Source organism: Maribacter sp. MJ134 (assembly GCF_003970695.1).
Taxonomy (GTDB): Bacteria; Bacteroidota; Bacteroidia; order Flavobacteriales; family Flavobacteriaceae; genus Maribacter.
Map to the genome: position 1 here is coordinate 2,048,381 of NZ_CP034570.1, position 20,716 is coordinate 2,069,096.

16 protein-coding genes are annotated in these 20,716 nt (G+C 40.3%); 6 read left to right on the plus strand and 10 right to left on the minus strand.

Annotation, left to right across the window (positions count from 1 at the left end):
• Positions 1-9: 9 nt before the first annotated feature.
• The 4 genes from EJ994_RS09000 to EJ994_RS09015 form a co-directional block, all read right to left on the minus strand.
• Positions 10-2,055, minus strand: a complete 2,046-nt coding sequence (locus tag EJ994_RS09000; RefSeq protein WP_126592150.1) for a M13 family metallopeptidase — start codon at positions 2,053-2,055, stop codon at positions 10-12.
• A 100-nt stretch (positions 2,056-2,155) separates the two neighbouring features.
• Positions 2,156-3,040: a bifunctional 5,10-methylenetetrahydrofolate dehydrogenase/5,10-methenyltetrahydrofolate cyclohydrolase gene (locus tag EJ994_RS09005; protein WP_099573149.1), complete on the minus strand. Its 885-nt coding sequence runs from the start codon at positions 3,038-3,040 to the stop codon at positions 2,156-2,158.
• A 35-nt stretch (positions 3,041-3,075) separates the two neighbouring features.
• Positions 3,076-4,404, minus strand: coding sequence for a signal recognition particle protein (gene ffh, locus EJ994_RS09010; RefSeq protein WP_099573150.1), 1,329 nt, complete (start codon positions 4,402-4,404; stop codon positions 3,076-3,078).
• Positions 4,405-4,639: 235 nt separating this feature from the next.
• Positions 4,640-6,400 (minus strand): hypothetical protein, encoded by a 1,761-nt coding sequence (locus tag EJ994_RS09015; RefSeq protein ID WP_126592151.1) that lies wholly within the window; start codon positions 6,398-6,400, stop codon positions 4,640-4,642.
• Positions 6,401-6,488: 88 nt separating this feature from the next.
• Here EJ994_RS09015 and EJ994_RS09020 point away from each other — a divergent pair, with 88 nt between their 5' ends.
• The 3 genes from EJ994_RS09020 (at position 6,489) to EJ994_RS09035 (ending at position 10,702) form a co-directional block, all read left to right on the plus strand.
• Positions 6,489-7,019 (plus strand): RNA polymerase sigma factor, encoded by a 531-nt coding sequence (locus EJ994_RS09020; RefSeq protein ID WP_241240754.1) that lies wholly within the window; start codon positions 6,489-6,491, stop codon positions 7,017-7,019.
• 262 nt (positions 7,020-7,281) lie between these two features.
• Positions 7,282-8,193, plus strand: a complete 912-nt coding sequence (locus EJ994_RS09030) for a FecR family protein (protein ID WP_126592152.1) — start codon at positions 7,282-7,284, stop codon at positions 8,191-8,193.
• Entirely contained in the window at positions 8,174-10,702 is a 2,529-nt protein-coding gene (locus EJ994_RS09035; protein WP_126592153.1) for a carboxypeptidase-like regulatory domain-containing protein, read from the plus strand. Before EJ994_RS09030 ends, EJ994_RS09035 begins: the two co-directional genes overlap by 20 nt.
• A 13-nt stretch (positions 10,703-10,715) precedes the next feature.
• Here the strand turns inward: EJ994_RS09035 and EJ994_RS09040 are convergent, their stop codons facing one another.
• Positions 10,716-11,618: a Brp/Blh family beta-carotene 15,15'-dioxygenase gene (locus EJ994_RS09040; RefSeq protein ID WP_126592154.1), complete on the minus strand. Its 903-nt coding sequence runs from the start codon at positions 11,616-11,618 to the stop codon at positions 10,716-10,718.
• A gap of 108 nt (positions 11,619-11,726) precedes the next feature.
• On the opposite strand from EJ994_RS09040, the gene EJ994_RS09045 reads away from it, so the two are divergent.
• Positions 11,727-12,464 (plus strand): bacteriorhodopsin-like, encoded by a 738-nt coding sequence (locus EJ994_RS09045; RefSeq protein WP_099573155.1) that lies wholly within the window; start codon positions 11,727-11,729, stop codon positions 12,462-12,464.
• A gap of 83 nt (positions 12,465-12,547) precedes the next feature.
• Here EJ994_RS09045 and argS read toward each other — a convergent pair whose 3' ends face one another.
• The gene (argS, locus tag EJ994_RS09050; RefSeq protein ID WP_126593686.1) at positions 12,548-14,332 is read right to left on the minus strand and encodes an arginine--tRNA ligase; all 1,785 of its coding nucleotides are present in this window, start codon (positions 14,330-14,332) and stop codon (positions 12,548-12,550) included.
• Between the two features lie 102 nt (positions 14,333-14,434).
• Here argS and EJ994_RS09055 point away from each other — a divergent pair, with 102 nt between their 5' ends.
• Together EJ994_RS09055 and EJ994_RS09060 are read left to right on the plus strand one after the other, a co-directional pair.
• Positions 14,435-14,860: a hypothetical protein gene (locus EJ994_RS09055; protein ID WP_126592155.1), complete on the plus strand. Its 426-nt coding sequence runs from the start codon at positions 14,435-14,437 to the stop codon at positions 14,858-14,860.
• Positions 14,861-14,881: 21 nt separating this feature from the next.
• On the plus strand, positions 14,882-16,321 hold the full coding sequence (locus EJ994_RS09060; RefSeq protein ID WP_126592156.1) for an SDR family oxidoreductase: 1,440 nt from the start codon (positions 14,882-14,884) through the stop codon (positions 16,319-16,321).
• Between the two features lie 78 nt (positions 16,322-16,399).
• On the opposite strand, the gene EJ994_RS09065 is transcribed toward EJ994_RS09060, so the two are convergent.
• The 4 genes from EJ994_RS09065 to ctlX all read right to left on the minus strand — a co-directional run bounded on the left by EJ994_RS09065 (position 16,400) and on the right by ctlX (position 20,713).
• Positions 16,400-18,562: a xanthine dehydrogenase family protein molybdopterin-binding subunit gene (locus tag EJ994_RS09065; protein WP_126592157.1), complete on the minus strand. Its 2,163-nt coding sequence runs from the start codon at positions 18,560-18,562 to the stop codon at positions 16,400-16,402.
• A 3-nt stretch (positions 18,563-18,565) separates the two neighbouring features.
• Positions 18,566-19,057, minus strand: a complete 492-nt coding sequence (locus EJ994_RS09070) for a (2Fe-2S)-binding protein (protein ID WP_126592158.1) — start codon at positions 19,055-19,057, stop codon at positions 18,566-18,568.
• Positions 19,058-19,065: 8 nt separating this feature from the next.
• Positions 19,066-19,674, minus strand: a complete 609-nt coding sequence (locus EJ994_RS09075) for a hypothetical protein (protein ID WP_126592159.1) — start codon at positions 19,672-19,674, stop codon at positions 19,066-19,068.
• A 109-nt stretch (positions 19,675-19,783) separates the two neighbouring features.
• Positions 19,784-20,713, minus strand: coding sequence for a citrulline utilization hydrolase CtlX (gene ctlX / locus EJ994_RS09080; RefSeq protein WP_126592160.1), 930 nt, complete (start codon positions 20,711-20,713; stop codon positions 19,784-19,786).
• Positions 20,714-20,716 lie beyond the last annotated feature (3 nt).

Below are 20,716 nucleotides of genomic sequence, written 5' to 3' on the forward strand. Positions count from 1 at the left end.
AGTTACGGACTACCAAATTTTAACGCGTTCTTCCGGAGCTAAGTAAAGAGAATCCGTTTCCTTAATATCAAAGGCCGTATAGAATTCCGGTACGTTTCTTACAATACCATTAACCCTTAGAGCAGCTGGGGAATGCGGATCGGTACTGATCTGCACACGTATGGCCTCATCTCTTGCTTTATTTCTCCACGCCTGAGCGTAACCGATAAATACGCGTTGTTCTCCTGTAAAACCGTCCATTACCGGTGCCTCATCCTCACCTAAGGACATCTTATAGGCTTTAAGTGCTATGCTCAGGCCACCTAAATCGCCAATATTTTCGCCAAGTGTAAACTCACCGTTCACATTAAGGTCCGGCAAAACCTCATAACCGTTATACTGTTCTACCAAAGCACCCGTTCTCTTCTTGAACTCTTCCTTATCGGCATCTGTCCACCAATTACGCATAGCCCCATCACCGTCAAAAGTGCTACCCATATCATCAAAACCATGACCTATTTCATGACCTATTACGGCACCGATAGCTCCATAATTAACCGCATCTTCCGCATCTAAATCAAAAAACGGAGGTTGAAGAATAGCTGCCGGAAAGACAATTTCGTTCATGGTAGGATTGTAATACGCATTAACGGTCTGTGGCGTCATTCCCCATTCGTCCTTATCAATGGGTTGACCTAACTTGGCCAATTCTCTGTCATATTCCATTAAACTAGAACGTCTAAGATTTCCGAACAAATCATCTGGATTAATATCGATATCGTAAGATTTCCATTTATCGGGATAACCAATCTTAGGTGTGAACTTGCTCAATTTATCCAAGGCCTCTTTTTTGGTAGCCTCGCTCATCCAATCCAATTCTTTAATACTTACCTCATAGGCCTTGAGCAAGTTTTCCACTAGAGTTTCCATATGTTCTTTTGCCTCTGGCGGGAAATGTCTTTTTACGTACACTTTACCCACAACTTCCCCTAAAGTGCCGTTTACCGTAGATACACCACGTCTCCACATAGGCCGTTGTTCCTTTGTGCCCCGAAGCTCCTTGCTATAAAACTCCCAGTTCTGTTTGTCCAGCGCTTCGTTTAAACGAGAGGCGTTCGCATCTAGAACACTCCACTTTAAATAGGTTTTCCAAGTTTCCAAATTGGTTGAAGTAATGATTTTATCCAACGCCTTTGTGTAATTCAACATAAGAACTCCTAACTTCTTTTGGTCTGCAAGACCAGCTTCGGTAAGATAGTTTGTCCAGTTAAACTTGGGCATAATATTAGCTAAAGTATCTACCGAAAACATATTATATAATCCCACTAAGTCCCTCGTTTTTTCCTTTTCAAGATGTTTAGAAGCAATACTGGTCTCTAGGTCCATGACCGTTTTTGCTGCCTTTGAACCATTTGGAAGACCAGCCAAATCGAACATTTTTTCTATATGCTCAACATATTTTGTTTGTATTTCCTTTGAGCGTTCGTCATCTTTTAGATAATACTCGCGATCTGGCAGACCTAGACCTGCCTGCCAAGTATAGACCGTATATATGGTGGGGTCCTTAAGGTCTTGATAAACAAACAAACTCAAAGGGGCATTTATACCGTACTTATTGGCGTATGCAAAATAGGTGGCCAATTCGTCATAAGTACCTATGGCATCTACCTTATCGAATTCAGCTTTTAATGGAGTAACGCCAAGTTCGTTTCTTTTCTCCATATTCATGTAGGACTGAAATAAATCTCCTACTTTTTGTTCATCAGAACCTTTTTCAAAATCCCCGGATGCAGATTCTTCAATAATCTTCTTTACATTCTCTTCTGACTCTTCATGGACGATATAGCCTACTCCATAGGACGATTTGTCTGCCGGGATTTCCGTATTCTTTACCCAGGTGCCGTTTACATAGCCCGTAAAGTCGTTGCCAGGTTCAACTGAGGTGTCCATATATTCCTTGAGAATACCGGATGTCAGTTCCTTCTCGGGAGCCTCATTTACTTCTGATTTGCAGCCAATAGCTAGAAAAAGAGCAGCTACACCAGTTACGCTTAAAATTCTTGATTTTCCATTCATAAGGTATTGTTTGATTTTAGTTACGCGTTAGACTATATAATAAACTGTACGTTACACTTTTAAATGTTAAAAAGGGGTATGAAAAAAGCCCTTTCGGGCTTTATTCTCTATTTCTGTGTCTTTCTCTTGCCAGCAAGGTGTTTTTTAGGAGCATAGCAATCGTCATCGGTCCCACACCTCCGGGCACCGGGGTTATGTAAGATGCTTTTTTACTTACATTTTCAAAATCTACATCTCCTGTAATATAGTACCCTCTTTCCCTGCTATCATCCGGAACTCTGGTGATGCCCACATCAATAACAACGGCATCATCCTTCACCATTTCCGCTTTTAGGAAATTAGGGACTCCTAGTGCAGAAATAACAATATCCGCTTGGGATATAATCTGTGTTATGTTTTTGGTGTGGCTGTGTGTAAGCGTTACCGTAGAATTCCCTGGCCATCCCTTACGCCCCATAAGAATACTCATAGGCCTACCTACAATGTGACTTCTACCAATAACAACCGTATGTTTTCCTTTGGTATCTACATTATAGCGTTCCAATAGTTCTAAAATACCGAAAGGTGTTGCAGGAATGAACGTACTCATATCCAAAGCCATTTTACCAAAGTTCGTAGGGTGAAAACCATCTACATCCTTATCTGGGTGAACGGCCATAATCACCTTTTGGGTATCTATCTGTTCCGGTAAGGGAAGTTGAACGATAAAACCATCAATATTGGCATCATCGTTCAGTTCGTTAATTTTCTTCAGAAGTTCCTGTTCCGAGGTAGTACTTGGCATTTTGACCAAAGTAGATTCAAAGCCTACACGCTCACAAGAACGCACTTTACTGCCCACGTAAGTAAGGCTGGCACCATCATTACCCACGATGATAGCTGCCAAATGGGGTACTTTCTCTCCCCGTTCTTTCATTTTTGCGACTTCGGCAGCAATTTCTGATTTAATATCGTTAGATACTTTTTTACCGTCAAGAATTTCCATTTTATTTTTTAAAGTTTTTCCTTACTACTAACAAATCAACGCATATTCTGCATCATCTGCATCATCTTCTTGCCGCCACCGCCTTGCATCATTTTCATCATCTTACTCATCTGATCAAATTGTTTAAGCAACTGATTCACTTCCTTTACATCTCTACCACTTCCCTTGGCTATGCGTTTTTTACGGCTTGCATCTAACTTAGAAGGTGTGGACCGCTCATCCGGGGTCATGGAATGTATTATTGCTTCAATATGTTTAAAAGCATCATCATCAATATCCAGACCTTTTAGGGCCTTTCCGGCACCGGGTATCATACCCATAAGGTCCTTCATATTCCCCATTTTCTTAATTTGCTGTATTTGACTTAAGAAGTCATCAAAACCAAATTTATTTTTGGCGATCTTCTTTTGAATCTTACGCGCTTCTTCTTCATCAAATTGCTCCTGCGCTCTTTCCACCAAAGAAATTACGTCTCCCATACCCAGAATACGGTCGGCCATACGTGAGGGATAGAACACGTCAATCGCCTCCATCTTTTCTCCTGTACCAATGAATTTAATGGGTTTATCTACAACAGATTTAATGGAAATAGCCGCTCCACCTCTCGTATCACCATCTAACTTGGTCAGGATAACACCGTCAAAATTCAGAATATCGTTGAAGGCCTTGGCCGTATTTACGGCATCTTGACCTGTCATAGAATCTACGACGAAAAGTGTTTCTTGAGGACTAATGGCCTTATGGATATTGGAAATCTCATCCATCATCTTTTCATCAACAGCTAAACGACCTGCTGTATCCACGATGACCACATTATGTCCGTCTGATTTGGCTTTTGCTATCCCGGCCTTTGCAATTGCCACAGGATCGTTGTTATCGCGGTCCGAATACACCGCAACCCCTATCTGCTCCCCAACCACGTGCAACTGGTCTATTGCCGCAGGACGATAAACGTCACAGGCAACCAATAATGGATTTTTAGATTTCTTAGTTTTAAGGAAGTTGGCGAGTTTTCCGGAAAATGTGGTTTTACCAGAACCCTGGAGTCCGGACATTAAAATCACCGAAGGGTTTCCTGATAGATTAATCCCTTCAGAATCCCCACCCATGAGTTGGGTCAGTTCGTCCTTTACGATTTTAACCATTAACTGGCCCGGCTGTAGGGTCGTTAGGACATTTTGACCAAGTGCCTTCTCCTTAACCCTGTTGGTAAATTCCTTAGCTATTTTAAAATTAACATCTGCATCCAATAAAGCACGCCGTACTTCTTTAGTGGTCTCTGCTACGTTAATCTCCGTAATCTGCCCATGTCCTTTGAGTACATGAAGGGCTTTATCTAGCTTTTCGCTTAAATTATCAAACATCTTTTTTTGAGATTTTACAAGGAGAACAAATTTAAGAATATCAGTTGTAAGTCTCTAAGAAGTAGGCTAAAATCTGAAAAACAAAAGAGCACCCGCTATAAGGGTGCTCTTTCTCTGGGATGTGGGGCAAAAAAGGTGTTACATTTTCATGAAAATTCCCAGTTTTTATAAACCTCCATCAACACCACCAACGAGGCCCAACTCTTTACTGCTGGCGGTGTATTTTTGGATGTTCTTATCTTTCCATAATCAAGATGTCTGTTGTACCATCTTCGTTTAAGCGTATTAGTTCAAGGCTAACGCTGGTCATTGAGACAAATAACCAATCATCGGTTAATTCGTCAAAAGGCATGTTAGCTCCAAAATTCAAATACACTTTTAATCGTTCTTCACTATTCCTCAATACTCTCCATAGTCCCTCGCCAAAAGCTTCTCCACCCTCTTTGATAGAAATTTGGTGGTCCTCCATCAATTGAATGCTATAACCTCCATAAATCTCGGTTTTATTAATATCCCCTTCTATATAAGTAGTTACGCTCCAATCACCATTGATCAAAACCTCCCTTATTTGGGGAACAATGCGGTCATCCTCGTTATCATCGCAATTACGTTCGAGTACTAATTCATAACCTATTTCTTCAACTTCAAACTTTAGTCTCTTGTTCGCTAAATCGCGGACGGGCCATTCAAAGCTAACTCCAGGTTCATCTCCCATGGTAATGGCCATAACTAATTTTTGCTCTTCGTTAAAACCTATTTCCCACGTACCTTCGGAAGTATTCATTCCGTTACTAAGGGTTACCACCCCTTCCGACATGAACTTAAACTCATAACCTAATAGCCTATCAATTTCCTCACCTTGGTTCTTCACCTTTTTGATAATCCATTCGCACTCCCTAAGGATTTCTCGCAATGTATCCGGATTTGCAGGCACTACATCTTCCTCGCAAATTTGCTTCATTACGATTCTATTACTTTCGCCGTTAAAGAGCTTTATTCTATGGTCATCTATTTCGTAAACTTGCCACTCTAAGGTAAAATCTACTAAGGTTTCAAATTCCATCACTAGGACGGCTCCGTTATCACCTACTCTAGACTCCCAAGTACCTGTAACATTCATACCTGCCCTATCCTTTACATTTACGGTACCATCTTCCATAAAATCGAAGATATAGTCTGTATACTGCGCAGTTTGCTCTACATCGTTACGTCTTATCTCCTTAACATACCATGGACACTCCGTTAAGCAGAAATCCAAACGCTCTTCATCAAAATCATCATCATTGTAATCATCATCATCATCTTCGTCACAAGCATCTTTCGCATCCTCTATGGCCCTAACCAGTTCTTCATTGCTATTGACCTCTAACGTAGTACCATCATACAATTTCAAAGAAATAGGAAAGTCAAAACTTACAAGGTCATTGTCGTCAAGACCTCCAAAGAACCTTCTTAAATCCCTATCACTCTCCACTAAGACACTTCCCGTTTGCTGCAGATTAATATCGAAAATGAACAAGGTCATTGGGTAAACAAAGTCTATACATTCAATATCTTCATCCTCTCCACCTTCCTTACACTGCGCGGCAAGTTCCCTCAGGTCTTCAATACCGTTTATAGTAATTTCCGTGAAATCTCCGGTAGTAATCGTAATGGGGAAGAGAATTTCTAAAAAGTCTTCATCATTATCGATAGCGTCAAAAATTTCCTCTATTATATGAAGGTCTTCCCTAGTATCTAAGGTCAGTTCAATTCCGTTTACCGTGACGGTATAGGGAAACTTAATATCAAAACAACTGGCTCCGTCTACTATATTATCAAAAGAGCCGTCATTAGTGGATGTGTTCTTCACGAGGGTAGCTGTTGAGGAATTTGCCATTATGGCTTGTGGCTCCTCTCCTGTGTTTATCTCTTCAAATTCATCTTGGCAAGACGTAAAATTCAGTGCAACGACAAATAAGCTTATATACGCTGCATAATTCAAAAACTTTTTCATAACGATTTGGTATTATTAGTTCGTACCACCCTAAAACAACCTACTCTAAAAAAACCCTACCCGTTTTTTTAATTTTTTTCAAATATCTTTGAAAAAAATCCATCTTTTGGAAGTAGACCTCAACAAGGACGTATGCGAAGAGAGAATATACAGCACTATATTCCAAGAAAACGCCAAAACTATTTTCAACCATATTTTTTATAAGTACGGAAATGAAGAAAAAGCCCACGATGCGGTACAGGAAGCCTTTGTAAAACTATGGGAAAATTGCGCTAAGGTTCCTCCGCAAAAAGCAAAATCATATCTATACACTGTAGCGAACAATTTATACTTGAATGTTATCAAGGCAGAAAAAGTTCGTTTAAAGTATGCGGATAAAACCCTAAAAACTACCAACGAGACCCCAGAATTTTTATTAGAGGAGCGCGAGTTTGAAGAAAAACTGGAAATAGCGTTAAACAGTCTACCGGAAAATCAACGTTCCACTTTCTTATTGAATAGAATTGATGGAATGAAATACGCCCAAATTGCGGAGCTAGAAGGAGTAAGCGTCAAAGCAATCGAAAAAAGAATGCACCTGGCCTTAAAAAGTTTACGAGAAAAGATTGATGGGATTTGATGGTTGATTCCTTCGACTACGCTCAGGACAAGGGTTGATTCCTTCGACTACGCTCAGGACAAGGGTCGATGGTTGATGGTTGATGGTTGATGGTTGATGGTTGATGGTTGATGGTTGATGGTTGATGGTTGATGGTTGATGGTTGATGGTTGATGGTTGATGGTTGATGGTTGATGGTTGATGGTTGATAAAAAATAATTTTCCCAAAAGAAAGTAGGGTTTTTTAAAATTAAGTTGTTATTAAAGTATAAAGCTAGAACTAATGCAAGAAAATTACTTAGCAAAATGGCTGAATAATGAGCTTACAGATGCAGAACTCAAAGAGTTTAAACAATCTGAAGCGTATGCTACTTATAAGAAAATTATGGATTCCTCTGAAAGGATAGAGGCACCTGATTATAATGTAGAGGAAGCTTGGGCCCAACTTGGAGAGCGTCGTGCTCAAAAGCAGCCTAAGGTGGTTAGCATAACTCCTTTCAAAAGCTTTTTACGTATTGCGGCCGCAGTTGCTGTGCTATTAGCAGGTTCTTACTTTTATCTGAATACTTTGGACGCGACTATAACTACCCAATATGCAGAAAGTAAAGAAATTGTGCTTCCCGATAGCTCTGAGGTTATCCTAAATTCAGATTCGCACTTATCGTATAATGAAAAGAACTGGGATGAAGAGAGAAATATCTCCTTAAAGGGAGAGGCATTTTTTAAAGTGGCCAAAGGAAAAAAATTCACGGTAAGCACAGACCAAGGAGCGGTTAGCGTTCTCGGAACTCAATTTAATGTTGAAAACAGAAAGGGCTTCTTTGAGGCTACCTGTTACGAGGGCATAGTAAGCGTTACTTATAATGGTAAAGAAATAAAATTACATGCAGGCAACTCCTTCCTATCCGTAAACGGGAAAATTACCCAGTCCAAAGTTGCCGTAAATACTACACCTTCTTGGTTAAACAATGAAAGTACTTTTAAAAGTATTCCGCTTTCATATGTTTTTGATGAATTTGAACGTCAGCACAATACCACCATTGAAACAAAAAATATAGATACAGCACAGCTGTTCACCGGAACCTTTAGTAATACGGATAAGGAGCTTGCCCTTAGAAGTATCAGTGTTCCTCTTCAAATAAAGTTTAAATTAGAGGGGAATAAAGTGCTGTTCTATGGGGAAAGCGCACCTTAATACGCTCACATCCTATTTACTTTCTCTTCTATTATTACTCTTCTGGGGCAATAGTAAAGCCCAAGATACGGCCAGTTCTAAAATTGCGGTCACCACGCTAATACAGGAATTAGAGTCTACCTATGGCATTAAGTTTTCTTACGTAGACGAGGACTTAAAAGAAATAAGAGTTTCCTTTCCGAACGATTCCAACCTAGAGGTCATATTAAATGACATTAGAAAGCAAACCCAATTAAAGATTGAAAAACTAAATAGTAGATACTATTCCATTTCCAAAAGCACCACCGTAGATATTTGTGCTCAGGTGCTGGACAACTATGAAAGTAATACCATTCCCGGAGCTTCTGTACAGGTCTTAGGGAGTACCGTTGCTACAGTAACCAATTCAGAAGGTTCTTTCTCTTTTACGAATATTCCTAGGAAGTCCATAATACAAGTGAAGCATTTGGGGTTTAAAACCTTATTTATTACCGCAGAGGAACTTGTGCAAGCCCAACCATGCAAAATATTAGCTCTTGCGCAGAATTATCAAGAATTGGACGAGGTTATCGTCTATAAATTCCTAACGGACGGTTTGGCCAAACTAGAAGATGGAAGCGTGGAACTGAATACTGAAGAATTTGGAATCTTACCTGGACTTATAGAACCTGATATTCTCCAAACGATACAGGCGCTTCCCGGTATAAGAAGTGTTGACGAAACGGTATCCGACATTAATATCAGAGGAGGTACAAATGACCAAAACCTTATTCTGTGGGATGGGATAAAAATGTATCAATCCGGTCACTTTTTTGGATTAATATCAGCGTTTAACCCCTATCTGACCGATAAAATATCGGTGATAAAAAATGGAACGAGTGCAACTTACGGTGATGGAGTCAGCGGCGTTTTGGACATGAGAACAAAAAACAAGATTGAAACTACCATTTTTGGAGGAGCCGGTTTTAATTTGATCAGTGGAGATGCCTATGCCCAAATTCCGATTAAGGAAAATTTAGCCGTCCAGTTTTCTGGCAGACGTTCCTACACGGACTTTTTGAATACACCAACATACAATACCTTTTCGGAAAAAGCATTCCAAGACAGTGAAATAGAGACCGATAGTGATTTCTACTTTTATGATTTTACAGGAAAAGTGCTCTACGATATTAATCCGTACCAAAGAGTGCGTCTAAGTCTAATAAGTATTGACAATAGATTGGATTACTTAGAGACCAATGAAACCGGTAACCGTTCTATAGAAAGTAATTTAGATCAGACCAATCTCTCTTTTGGAGGAACGCTAGAGAGCGACTGGACGGATAGGTTTTCATCAAACCTAAATCTGTACTACACTAGATACCGTCTAAATGCCCTGAGTATTTCTAACGAGGCCAGACAGCGTCTCGTGCAGAATAATCGTGTAGTAGAAAAGAGTGCTAAACTAAGCACAAAGTACAAGTTTAATGAAAGTCTACAATGGACAAACGGCTATCAAGTAGTTGAAACAGGTATTCAAAATACAACCGAATTAAACGAACCAACATTCATAAGCGATATTAAAGGAGTGGTTTACACGCACTCGCTTTACTCCGAAATGAACTACAATTCTGCGAACCAAAAACTGGTAGCTAGGGCCGGTGCTAGGCTAAATTATATAGAAAACGTAAATACGTTTCAAAAGCTTCGTTTGGAGCCTAGGTTAAATATAAGTTATGAATTGGCACCCCATTTTAAAACAGAGTTGTTAGGCGAATTTAAAAGTCAGAGCACCAACCAAATCATAGATCTAGAACAGAATTTCTTAGGCATAGAAAAACGCCGTTGGGTTTTGGCAGATGAATCTACATTACCAGTCACTACAAGCAAACAGGGCTCGCTTGGTATTAACTATGATGAGAATAGCTTTTACTTTGGTATAGAAGGTTTTTTTAAAGAAGTGCAAGGAATCAACGTAAATACACAAGGATTTCAGAATCAGGGTCAGTTCAACAGTGAAATAGGCGCATATACCAATAAGGGTGTTGAGGTACTGATTAATAAAAAGAACAACTATTATAGCGCGTGGTTAAGTTATACCTATAACTTGAACAACTATACTTTTGAAACTTTGGCACCACCAAGTTTCCCCAACAATTTAGACATAAGACACGCTATAACCCTTGCCGGAAATTACACCTACGGCAATCTTAAGATAGGCTTTGGATTGAACTACCGTTCCGGGAGACCTTTTACGGAACCGGATGAAGACAATCCTATCGATACGACTGTTTTTCCCAATGAGATTAATTATAGGGAGCCCAATAGCAGTCGTATATCCGAATATTTTAGGATGGATGCCTCCGCTATTTATGATTTTAATTTAAATAAGCGAATTAAAGCCTCATTTGGCGCATCTATTCTAAACCTTACCAATAGAAGAAATACATTGAACACCTACTATCGCTTGAGCGATGCTAATGAGATAGAGCAAATTCAGCGGGTTTCTTTAGGGGTAACCCCAAATGCCAGTTTTAGGGTGTATTTCTAGCTGAACCTGAACATTACTTTCTATTCAGTCTCGTTATAACCAACACGTGAGGAAAAGTAATAGCTGCTAAAAAAGAGAAAAATAACGCCAAGGACGTATTCACCTCTGCCCTAAACAGAAAGAGTATAATACCTATTCCAAGGACCGATATCGTCCAGTAAGGTAACGATGATAGCACATAACGTCTAACGCTAGTCAATCTCAAATTACCATATAAGTATTTGATTTGATCAACCATAGATGGTATGGAGTGCCATAAAATAAAATATATAGCAAATGCCCATAATAGAGAAGCCGTATGAAATACGATGTACAAAACCAATATGTAAAAAGCCTGCTTAGGAAAATTGAACAACAAGGTTTTTTTAAAGTAACCAAAAGCAACCATTAATACGGTTACCGTTCCAAAAAACTTTAGTGCATAACCGTAGTAATTCAAAGGTATGTTCCTTCCAGAAATCTCAGTGATAATTGCGGAAACCTCGATAGCGTGCGCATTAAAAATCAAGAACAGGACGAACAGACCATATACCAGAAATAGCACCGAATTGAAAAAAGATTGTCCGGTTATTTTTGAAATCCAATGCTGTTCTCCAAAATGGTACCCACTAAAAATAATGAAAAGCCCCAAAGCAATAGAAGGAAGGTAAAAGAAAAAAAGAATGCTGGTACCTACAAATAGTATATAATAAACCAAAGTGGTCACAAAACCGATTTTGGTATTGATGACCACGTTCGTTTTTTGAAGCAACTTTATATCATTGGCTCCATGAAGGATTCCAAAAGTTAAAATCAAAAAATAAGCTAAAAAGTCCTCTATAGCAGGTTCAAAAAATACGGCCACCCAAAGGGAAAAAAAAGTAGCTACTATTATAAAGCTGCTCAAATTGATATTTTCAGCCCTGTCTTTTTTCATATATCATAATTATTTAAACTTTTGTTTAAATATTTAACATTTTACTTAAACAATAAGTGTTTAACTTTTTATAAATTTACCTAAACAAAATCAAAAAAATTAAAAATTATGGAAAATTTAATGAGTTCTTTTTCTCTAGTGGCCAAACTGGCTACAGACGATTATGTTGGGTTCACATTCTTCGTGGGCTGCATGGCCATGATGGCCGCTTCTGCTTTCTTCTTTCTTTCAATGAACAGTTTTGATAGGAAATGGCGTACTTCAATATTGGTTTCTGGTTTAATTACCTTTATTGCAGCCGTTCACTATTGGTATATGAGGGATTACTGGTCTGGTTTCGCAGAATCCCCAACCTTTTTTAGATATGTAGACTGGATTTTAACGGTACCGTTAATGTGTGTTGAATTTTTCCTTATTCTACGAGTGGCAGGCGCAAAAACTTCCTTAATGTGGAGACTAATCGCATTATCGGTTATTATGTTGGTCACCGGATATTTAGGAGAAGCTGTTTACAGGGACCAAGCTTGGTTATGGGGCTTAATTTCTGGAATTGCCTATTTTGTAATTGTATACGATATCTGGTTAGGAAAGGCGAAAAAATTGGCAGTAGAAGCTGGTGGGTCCGTATTAAAGGCTCACAAAACTTTATGTTGGTTTGTACTTGTGGGCTGGGCAATTTACCCAATCGGCTATATGGCAGGAACTCCAGGTTGGTATGAAGGACTTTTTGGAGGTCTAGACCTAAATGTAGTATATAACATTGGAGACGCAATAAATAAAATCGGCTTTGGTCTAGTTATATATGGTTTAGCGGTATCACAAAGCGAAAAGACTTTGGAGGCGTAAGCTTCATAAGAGTATGGACGTACCTGCGTTCATTTTATGGTTGGTTAGTGAAACGCCACTCTTTTTTAGAGTGGCGTTTTATTTTACATTCTATCAGGAACTGCTATCCCCAATAAGCTAAATGCCGTTTTTATCGTTTCCCCGACCTTATGGGAAAGTTGAACCCGAAGCACTTTTTTTGCGGAATCCGTTTCACCTAAAATGGAAACCTGTTGGTAAAATGAATTGAATTCCTTGACCAGATCATAGGTATAATTGGCCACTAAGGCCGGACTATAATTTTCTGCCGCTAATTGAATGGTATCAGGGAACTGCTGTAATTGTTTGATCAATTCCTTTTCCTTTGGATGCAAGATCAGTGCGGCATCAGGTACCATTGTTAGGTCTACACCTGTTTCATTGGCCTTTCTTAGTATGGATTGGATTCTGGCATACGTATACTGAATAAAAGGCCCTGTGTTTCCTTGGAAATCCACCGACTCTTCCGGGTCGAACAAAATGCGCTTTTTAGGATCTACCTTTAAAATATAATATTTCAAGGCGCCTAGACCAATCATTTTATACAGCTCCTCTTTCTCTTTTTCGGAGTAATCCTCTAGCTTACCCAGTTCCTTTGAGATAGCCCCTGCAGTTTTGGTCATGTCCTCCATAAGGTCATCTGCGTCAACTACGGTACCTTCCCTACTCTTCATCTTACCGCTAGGCAAATCCACCATTCCATAACTTAAATGATGTAATTTCTCAGACCATGAGAAACCAAGTTTCTTTAAAATTAGAAACAGTACTTTAAAATGGTAATCCTGCTCGTTCCCTACCGTGTAGACCATGCCATTGATATCCGGATGGTCCTTTACTCTTTGTATGGCGGTACCAATATCTTGAGTCATATAAACAGCTGTGCCATCTGAACGTAGTACAATTTTTTCGTCCAGACCTTCATCCGTAAGGTCAATCCAAACGCTACCGTCCTCTTTTTTAAAGAAAACTCCTTTATCGAGTCCATCCGCTACAACGTCTTTACCTAGTAAATAGGTATCACTCTCATAATAAAGCGTATCAAAATCTACGCCCAGGTTTTTATAGGTAATATCAAATCCTTTATAGACCCAACCGTTCATTGTCTTCCATAGGGACACGACCTCCTCATCACCAGCTTCCCATTTTAATAGCATTTCCTGTGCCGAAAGAAGTATAGGAGCCTCCTTTTCGGCCACCTTTTTATCAATTCCTTCGGCAACCATAGTCGCTATCTCCTCCTTATACGCTTTATCAAAAGCAACATAATAGTTGCCAACTAGCTTATCACCCTTGATGCCCGTGGTCTCCGGTGTTTCTCCATTACCAAACCGTTGCCAAGCCAGCATACTCTTGCAAATATGAATTCCTCGGTCATTTATAATTTGTGTCTTATATACTTTTTTACCTGAAGCCTTCAAAATTTCGGCCACCGAATACCCTAATAAATTATTTCGGATATGTCCCAAATGTAAAGGTTTGTTGGTATTGGGTGAAGAATACTCGACCATGATCGCATCGTCCGACGCCGTAACCAGACCAAAATCTTTTTCCGCTCTAATGGTATCAAAATAGGATACGTAAAACGAATCGGAAATAACAATATTCAAAAATCCCTTAATGACGTTATAATCTGAAACAGCGGTCACGTTTTCTTTCAAAAAAGCACCTATCTGCTCCCCTATTTGAACAGGGTTTCCTTTGATGTGCCTTAACATGGGAAAAACTACGATGGTAATATCACCCTCAAAGTCTTTACGTGTAGGCTGAAATTCTACCGAGGGCAACGTTATTTCATAAAGCTCGGATATCCCTTTCTTAACGTTGGCACTAAGTACTTCTTGAATAGTCATAAAACAGGTAATTAAGGCTGCAAAACTAATCATTTTTACACTTATTGCGCTATTCCCTTAGGTATCGATTTCCCTTTTATTAACTTTAAGGAAAAATGCAAAATGTTAGTAAACGTATCTTACAATAATAAAGCGATAACCAAAAAAGTTGATGAAGCCGTAGGGAAACCTTTCACCTTAAAAGAGCGCTTTAGCATGGGTGGTATTGGTTCTCCAAAGTTGATTATTACAGAAACCAGTGTTGAAATCAGGAACCTGCTGATTCTAGATAATAATAGAGATACCTGTAATATTGAAATACGACCAAAAGGAATTATAGTGCGGTTTAGGTCTTTATTGGAAACTTTTGCATTGGTCATACCTTACTATAAGCTAACCATTTACAAGGGTCAAGCATCGGTCTATTCCATATATCGTGACAACTATTTTATTAAAGTGGAATCTGACACCAAAGCTGTACAAAAGTTCTTTAAGAAGCTTTTGGGTTACAAAGCGGATAACGCACCGACTTCTGTTGATGATTTATAAAATGTTTAAAATTCCCAAGTAATGAAAATACTGTTGACAGGAGCCAATGGCTATATAGGCATGCGACTACTTCCCCAACTACTAAAACAAGGGCATGAAGTGATCTGTGCCGTAAGGGATGCAGAACGCTTGTCCGTAGATGCTGAAACACGGAATCAAATAGAAATAGTTGAGATCGATTTTTTAAAAGAAGTACAACCTGGACTACTTCCTACCGATTTGGATGCCGCTTACTTCCTGATTCATTCCATGAGCACTTCAACAACGGATTTTGATGAAATGGAAGCCAAGACCGCTGAGAACTTTAATTCCTATGTCCAAGAAACCAGTATAAAACAAGTCATCTATCTCAGTGGAATTGTAAATGATGCCAATCTTTCCAAGCATTTAAGGTCACGTAAAAATGTAGAGGAAATACTTTACCAAGGCAATTTTAGTCTCACGGTTTTAAGGGCGGGCATCATAGTAGGTTCTGGGAGTTCCTCTTTCGAGATCATTCGTGATCTCTGTGAAAAACTTCCCTTTATGATTACCCCAAAGTGGGTATTGACCAAAACACAGCCTATAGCCATAAGAGATGTCATTAGCTTTTTAACAGGAGTATTGGGGAACACGGAAACGTACAACGATTCTTTTGATATTGCCGGCCCTGATATTCTTACTTATAAAGAAATGTTGCATCAATATGCCAATGCCAGAGGGTTTAAAAATTGGATTTATACCGTCCCGGTCATGACACCGAAGCTTTCTTCCTATTGGTTATATTTCGTGACTTCCACTTCTTATACTTTGGCCTTGAACTTAGTGGATAGCATGAAAATTGAGGTGGTTGCCAAAGACAATCGCTTAGCCAATCTTTTAGAGATTACCCCACATACCTACCGTGAGGCCATAGACATGGCATTCGTAAAAATAGAACAGAATCTAGTAGTCAGTAGTTGGAAGGACAGTCTGATCAGTGGCCGTTTTAATAAAAATCTTGAAAAGTATATTCAGGTACCCAAATTTGGGGTACTTAGGGATGTACAAACCATGAAGATAAACAACCCCAAACAAGTCTTGAAAAACATTTGGAAAATTGGTGGCACCAATGGATGGTATTATGGTAATTGGTTGTGGAAAATCCGAGGATTTTTAGATAAATTGATAGGTGGTGTTGGTCTTAGAAGAGGTAGAACCCATCCCGATAAAATCTTTGCGGGTGATGCACTGGACTTTTGGAGAGTGCTTTTAGCCGATAAAAAAGGTAAACGACTATTACTCTTCGCCGAAATGAAACTGCCGGGAGAAGCATGGTTAGAATTCAAAATTGATGAAAACAACGTTTTACATCAAACGGCAACCTTTAGACCGCGAGGTTTACGAGGTAGGTTATATTGGTACAGTATAGTACCACTCCACTATTTTATCTTTGGAGGTATGATACGGAACATAGCGAAGACCAGAAAAGGGGAAAACTAGTTTATCGGCGTTACCCGTTACACTAGAAATGTCAGCTTTAAAACATCTTAATAAACCAAGGTTCGTCCCAAAGAAAAGCTATGCTAATTTTAGTGGCATTTCTCTCAACCGCTGTCCCGTAAGTCGGAATACCGCATTGGCAATCGCTGCACCAATGGGCCCTAGAGGAGGTTCTCCTACCGCACCGGGAGTATCTGTACCTTGAAGCAGCACCACTTCAATCTCTTTAGGGGCATGTTTCATTAGCGCCATTTCATAAGGTCCGTAAATGGTCGGTGTCAAGACACCATCTTCCACTTCCATCTTTTCAAATAGGGCTGCGCTCATACCCATTATAATAGCTCCTTCGCACTGTGCGCGTACTTGGTCCGGATTCACTACAAGCCCCGGGTCCATGGCACAGGTAACCTTATGAACTTTAATTTCATTTTCCAAAATGGACACTTCTACTACTTGTGCACATGGCGTGTTGGTGTCGGTTGAAACCGCAAGCCCCATAGCTTTGCCATCGATTACATCATCAGTATAGCCAGCATTTTCTATAACGGCTTCAATAACAGATTTCAGACGGTCTCCTCGTTCATCGTTCTGTATCTGCGCCAAACGGAATTCGGCAGGATTTCTGCCTGCTTTGATAGCCAGTTCATCCATAAAACTTTCTATTGCAAATGTATTTGCCAGCAATCCTAAACTACGCCACCAACTAGTAGCAAAAGGCAGTTTAACACGCCAAGAAATAGCCCGATAATTTGGTATGGCCCCATACTGTATCATTCCACCCCGCCAAGCTCCTAAATCGGCACCAAGCACAGGTTCAGCTATACTTGGGACTATTGGGGACCCAAAGGCTACGTCACCACTAGATACATTGTGCTCTAGAGCTTCAACGAGTCCGTCCGGTAATAACTTTGCTTTCATGATATGGTGGGTGGGCGGCCTAAACGTATCGTTTTGAAATTCTTCTTTTCGGGTAAAGAAACATTTAACGGGTCTGCCCACAGCCTTGGACAAAACGGCCGCCTGTATGCCATTTGGAGTGTGCAACCTCCTTCCAAAACCACCTCCTAGGAACGTAGGCACAATATTTACTTGCTCCACTTCAAAACCCAAACGATCCGCGATTTCTTTCCGGGTAAAATTAACGACCTGGGTAGACATCATGATAGTTGCACTATCCTCGGTAACAAAGGCTAGTGCCCCGTTAGGTTCTAATTGGGCATGCGCACCGATTGGGCTCCAGTAATCGGCAACGATAATATTTTCTCCCTCTTCTAAAACAGCTTTAGCATTCCCCTCTTTTTGGATGACGAAAGGTTTCCCCTCTCCAACGGTGACCATTGCTTTTATATCTGCGGTTTGAAGCGTTTGGTTACTTTCCCATTCCGCTTGTATTGCAGTCTTGGCATTTTCAGCCTCAATTAAGGAATTGGCTACGACTCCTACGAAATCGTCCTGCTTTACTATTTTCACCACTCCAGGCATGGCCTCAGCTTTGGAAGTATCAGCTCCCAAATACACCGAACCTATCCTAGAAGGACGCACCACAGCTCCGTAAAGCATATCTGGCATCGTAGCATCCATACCAAAAATGGGCGACCCAAAAACCTTATCCTCTAAATCTACACGGGCAATAGGTTTGCCCACAAATTTGTAATCCGATACCGGTTTTAATGTTGGGGTTTCGGGGATTTGCCATTCACTGACCCCTTTAACAGCCTGTGCATAAGACATGGTCTTATCCGCAGCTGTAATCATCCCCTTATCAATAGAAACGGTTGAGGCATCAACTTGCATTTTTTTCGCAGCCTCCTGAACTATCATAACGCGCATGGTAGCCGCTAATTCTCGAAGCGGCATCCATAATGACGAAATAGATGTACTACCTCCTGTTGCGAAAGCATCAATATTGCCCGAAGCGGAATCTGCATGTACTACTTGCATTTGCTCCATAGCAACTCCAAGTTCATCCGCAGCTATTTGCGCTAACCCTGTAAAAGTTCCTTGCCCCATTTCAACTTTAGGACTATGAAGTACAACGTTGTTATCCTTGGTTATCTCAAACCAAATAATCGGAGTTTCCGTATTTCCTTGATAGGGAGCGTCCGCCGTATTCACCATCCCCGCTATTTCCCTACGTATCGGGTTTCTGAACAAGTATGTCCCTACTGCTAAAACGCCCACCGTACCCAGACCTCCTCTCACCAGAAAAGCTCGTCGTGATAATTTTTTCTTACCTGCCATAAGCTATGCGTTTAAGTTTTCTGATTCCTCGGGAGATACACTAAGCTCAGCTGCCCTATGTATCGCTTTCCTCATACGGTAATAGGTAGCGCATCGGCAAACATTAATGATGTTAACATCGATATCCTCATCAGTAGGATTTGGATTTTTCTTCAACAAGGCCGCAGTGGCCATTATAAAACCAGGTTGACAATAGCCACACTGTGGTACGACCTCCTCAATCCAAGCGCGCTGTACTGGATGAGGGTTGGCCTTTGTTCCCAATCCTTCTATAGTAGTAATCTCTTTTCCGTCGGCAAATTTGACAGCATAAGAACAGGAACGCACCGCCTCCCCTTCAACATGTAAGGTACATGCCCCACAAGCCGCTTTACCGCAACCGAATTTAGTGCCTTTCAGATTTAAGATGTCTCGAATGACCCATAATAAAGGAGTATCGGTATCAGCAATATCAATCGTATGATAATCGCCATTTACCGTCAAGGATATTTTCATAATCACTTTTATTTAGATGGAATACTATGTCCTTCCTTAAACCACTTTTTAACCGCAGCTATATATTCTTCTTTGGGAACGGGCGGTACTTCTCTAGGCACGCCGTTAGCATTTACCCCAGGTGCCCAAGCCCACAAGACTAGTTCGTGCTCCGTTAAATGATGCATGGTTTCTTCTGGCGTCCTACCTCCATTTCTTTCGGGGTCCATCATGGACTCGGCAATTTCAATTTTACTCAACCCCTCCCAATACATGGAAGCCGGTGCCAGGGCCCATTCCGGCGCACCGGGCACTCCCGAGTATGAATTATTTTCGGATTGATGGCAAGTAATACATTGGGTAGCAGCGGAGCTTTCCTTATCCATTCCCCTTCTAATTCCGAAATAGTGAGGGTGACTATCATCTCCCTGTTTGGGTATATTATCATTAGGATGGCAATTGACACACCGCTGATGCGATAGAACGCGCATCATGGTATCAAAAGCGGTGTCCGCTTCGTCTTTCGTTTTTTCAGCTGTGGTTATTTCATATACAGAAGTGGATGGACCCCCGTTGGAAGCCAAAAGTATACCTACCAATAAAATAAATCCAAGGATGAGTATTCTTTGTGTTTTCATGGGGACGCAGGATTCTATATTTAAAGATTAATTTTCTTAAAAGTTAAGCAATCTTCAACAAGAACGCATGAAAAAAACCGTTTAATAAACTCCTTCACTTATTATTATACTATGCCCTGGGCAAAAAAACCTCTGCCATCATACAACGAGCACTTCCACCTCCACAGGTTTCTATGGTGTCCAGAGAACTATGTATTATCTCACAATGCTTTGTAATGGCCTTGAGCTGTTCTTGCTCCAAAGTATTATAGGCAGCGGAACTCATTACCATAAAACGTTTTTCGTCCACACCGATGACCTGCAACATATTTCCAGCAAAATGGTGCATTTGTTCTTCTGTAATTCGTATAATTTCCTTGTTGTCCTTCTTTAAATGCGCTACCACATTTTTACGCTCTTTTTTATCGTCTATGGTATCCAAGCAAATGACGGCAAAAGTCTCTGCCATGGCCATCATAACATTGGTGTGATATATTGGCATACGTTTACCATCCACAGACTGATTGGCCGTAAAAATGACCGGAAAACAATCAAAATCTTCACAGAACTCAATAAAGAGATGCTCGTCCGCCCTTTCTGAAAGGGCACAATAGGCCTTTTGATTCACCCTATCCTTTAGGATGCTTCCCGTGCCCTCCAAGAAAACACCTTCTTCTTCTGCTGAGGTATAATCAACAATATTATTAATATGAAAACCGGCCTCTTCTAAAATATCAAAAATATCTTCTCTTCTTTCCTTTCTGCGGTTTTCTGCGAACATGGGATACACGGCAACGGTGCCACTAGCGTGAAAAGAGACCCAGTTGTTAGGGAAAATAGAATCCGGAGTGTCATTTTCCTCTTTATCATCTACCACGATAACGTTAACCCCATTTTTTCGTAAGACGGTTACAAAATCATCGAACTCCTTTTGGGCTCGCTCGTTTATCGTATGGTTCTTTAAGTTAAGATCTTCTTGAAAATAATTATTTACCGCGGTTTGCTCGTTCATTCTAAAAGCAACCGGTCGTATCATTAAAATAGTATTGGTAATCTGCATATT

What these genes read in the sequence shown, in the direction of transcription:
- EJ994_RS09000 (WP_126592150.1), bottom strand. Translation starts at nt 2,055, where the DNA reads ATGAATGGAAAATCAAGAATTTTAAGCGTAACTGGTGTAGCTGCTCTT.
- EJ994_RS09005 (WP_099573149.1), bottom strand. Translation starts at nt 3,040, where the DNA reads ATGGAAATTCTTGACGGTAAAAAAGTATCTAACGATATTAAATCAGAA.
- ffh (WP_099573150.1), bottom strand. Translation starts at nt 4,404, where the DNA reads ATGTTTGATAATTTAAGCGAAAAGCTAGATAAAGCCCTTCATGTACTC.
- EJ994_RS09015 (WP_126592151.1), bottom strand. Translation starts at nt 6,400, where the DNA reads ATGAAAAAGTTTTTGAATTATGCAGCGTATATAAGCTTATTTGTCGTT.
- EJ994_RS09030 (WP_126592152.1), top strand. Translation starts at nt 7,282, where the DNA reads ATGCAAGAAAATTACTTAGCAAAATGGCTGAATAATGAGCTTACAGAT.
- EJ994_RS09035 (WP_126592153.1), top strand. Translation starts at nt 8,174, where the DNA reads ATGGGGAAAGCGCACCTTAATACGCTCACATCCTATTTACTTTCTCTT.
- EJ994_RS09040 (WP_126592154.1), bottom strand. Translation starts at nt 11,618, where the DNA reads ATGAAAAAAGACAGGGCTGAAAATATCAATTTGAGCAGCTTTATAATA.
- EJ994_RS09045 (WP_099573155.1), top strand. Translation starts at nt 11,727, where the DNA reads ATGGAAAATTTAATGAGTTCTTTTTCTCTAGTGGCCAAACTGGCTACA.
- argS (WP_126593686.1), bottom strand. Translation starts at nt 14,332, where the DNA reads ATGACTATTCAAGAAGTACTTAGTGCCAACGTTAAGAAAGGGATATCC.
- EJ994_RS09055 (WP_126592155.1), top strand. Translation starts at nt 14,435, where the DNA reads ATGTTAGTAAACGTATCTTACAATAATAAAGCGATAACCAAAAAAGTT.
- EJ994_RS09060 (WP_126592156.1), top strand. Translation starts at nt 14,882, where the DNA reads ATGAAAATACTGTTGACAGGAGCCAATGGCTATATAGGCATGCGACTA.
- EJ994_RS09065 (WP_126592157.1), bottom strand. Translation starts at nt 18,562, where the DNA reads ATGGCAGGTAAGAAAAAATTATCACGACGAGCTTTTCTGGTGAGAGGA.
- EJ994_RS09070 (WP_126592158.1), bottom strand. Translation starts at nt 19,057, where the DNA reads ATGAAAATATCCTTGACGGTAAATGGCGATTATCATACGATTGATATT.
- EJ994_RS09075 (WP_126592159.1), bottom strand. Translation starts at nt 19,674, where the DNA reads ATGAAAACACAAAGAATACTCATCCTTGGATTTATTTTATTGGTAGGT.
- ctlX (WP_126592160.1), bottom strand. Translation starts at nt 20,713, where the DNA reads ATGCAGATTACCAATACTATTTTAATGATACGACCGGTTGCTTTTAGA.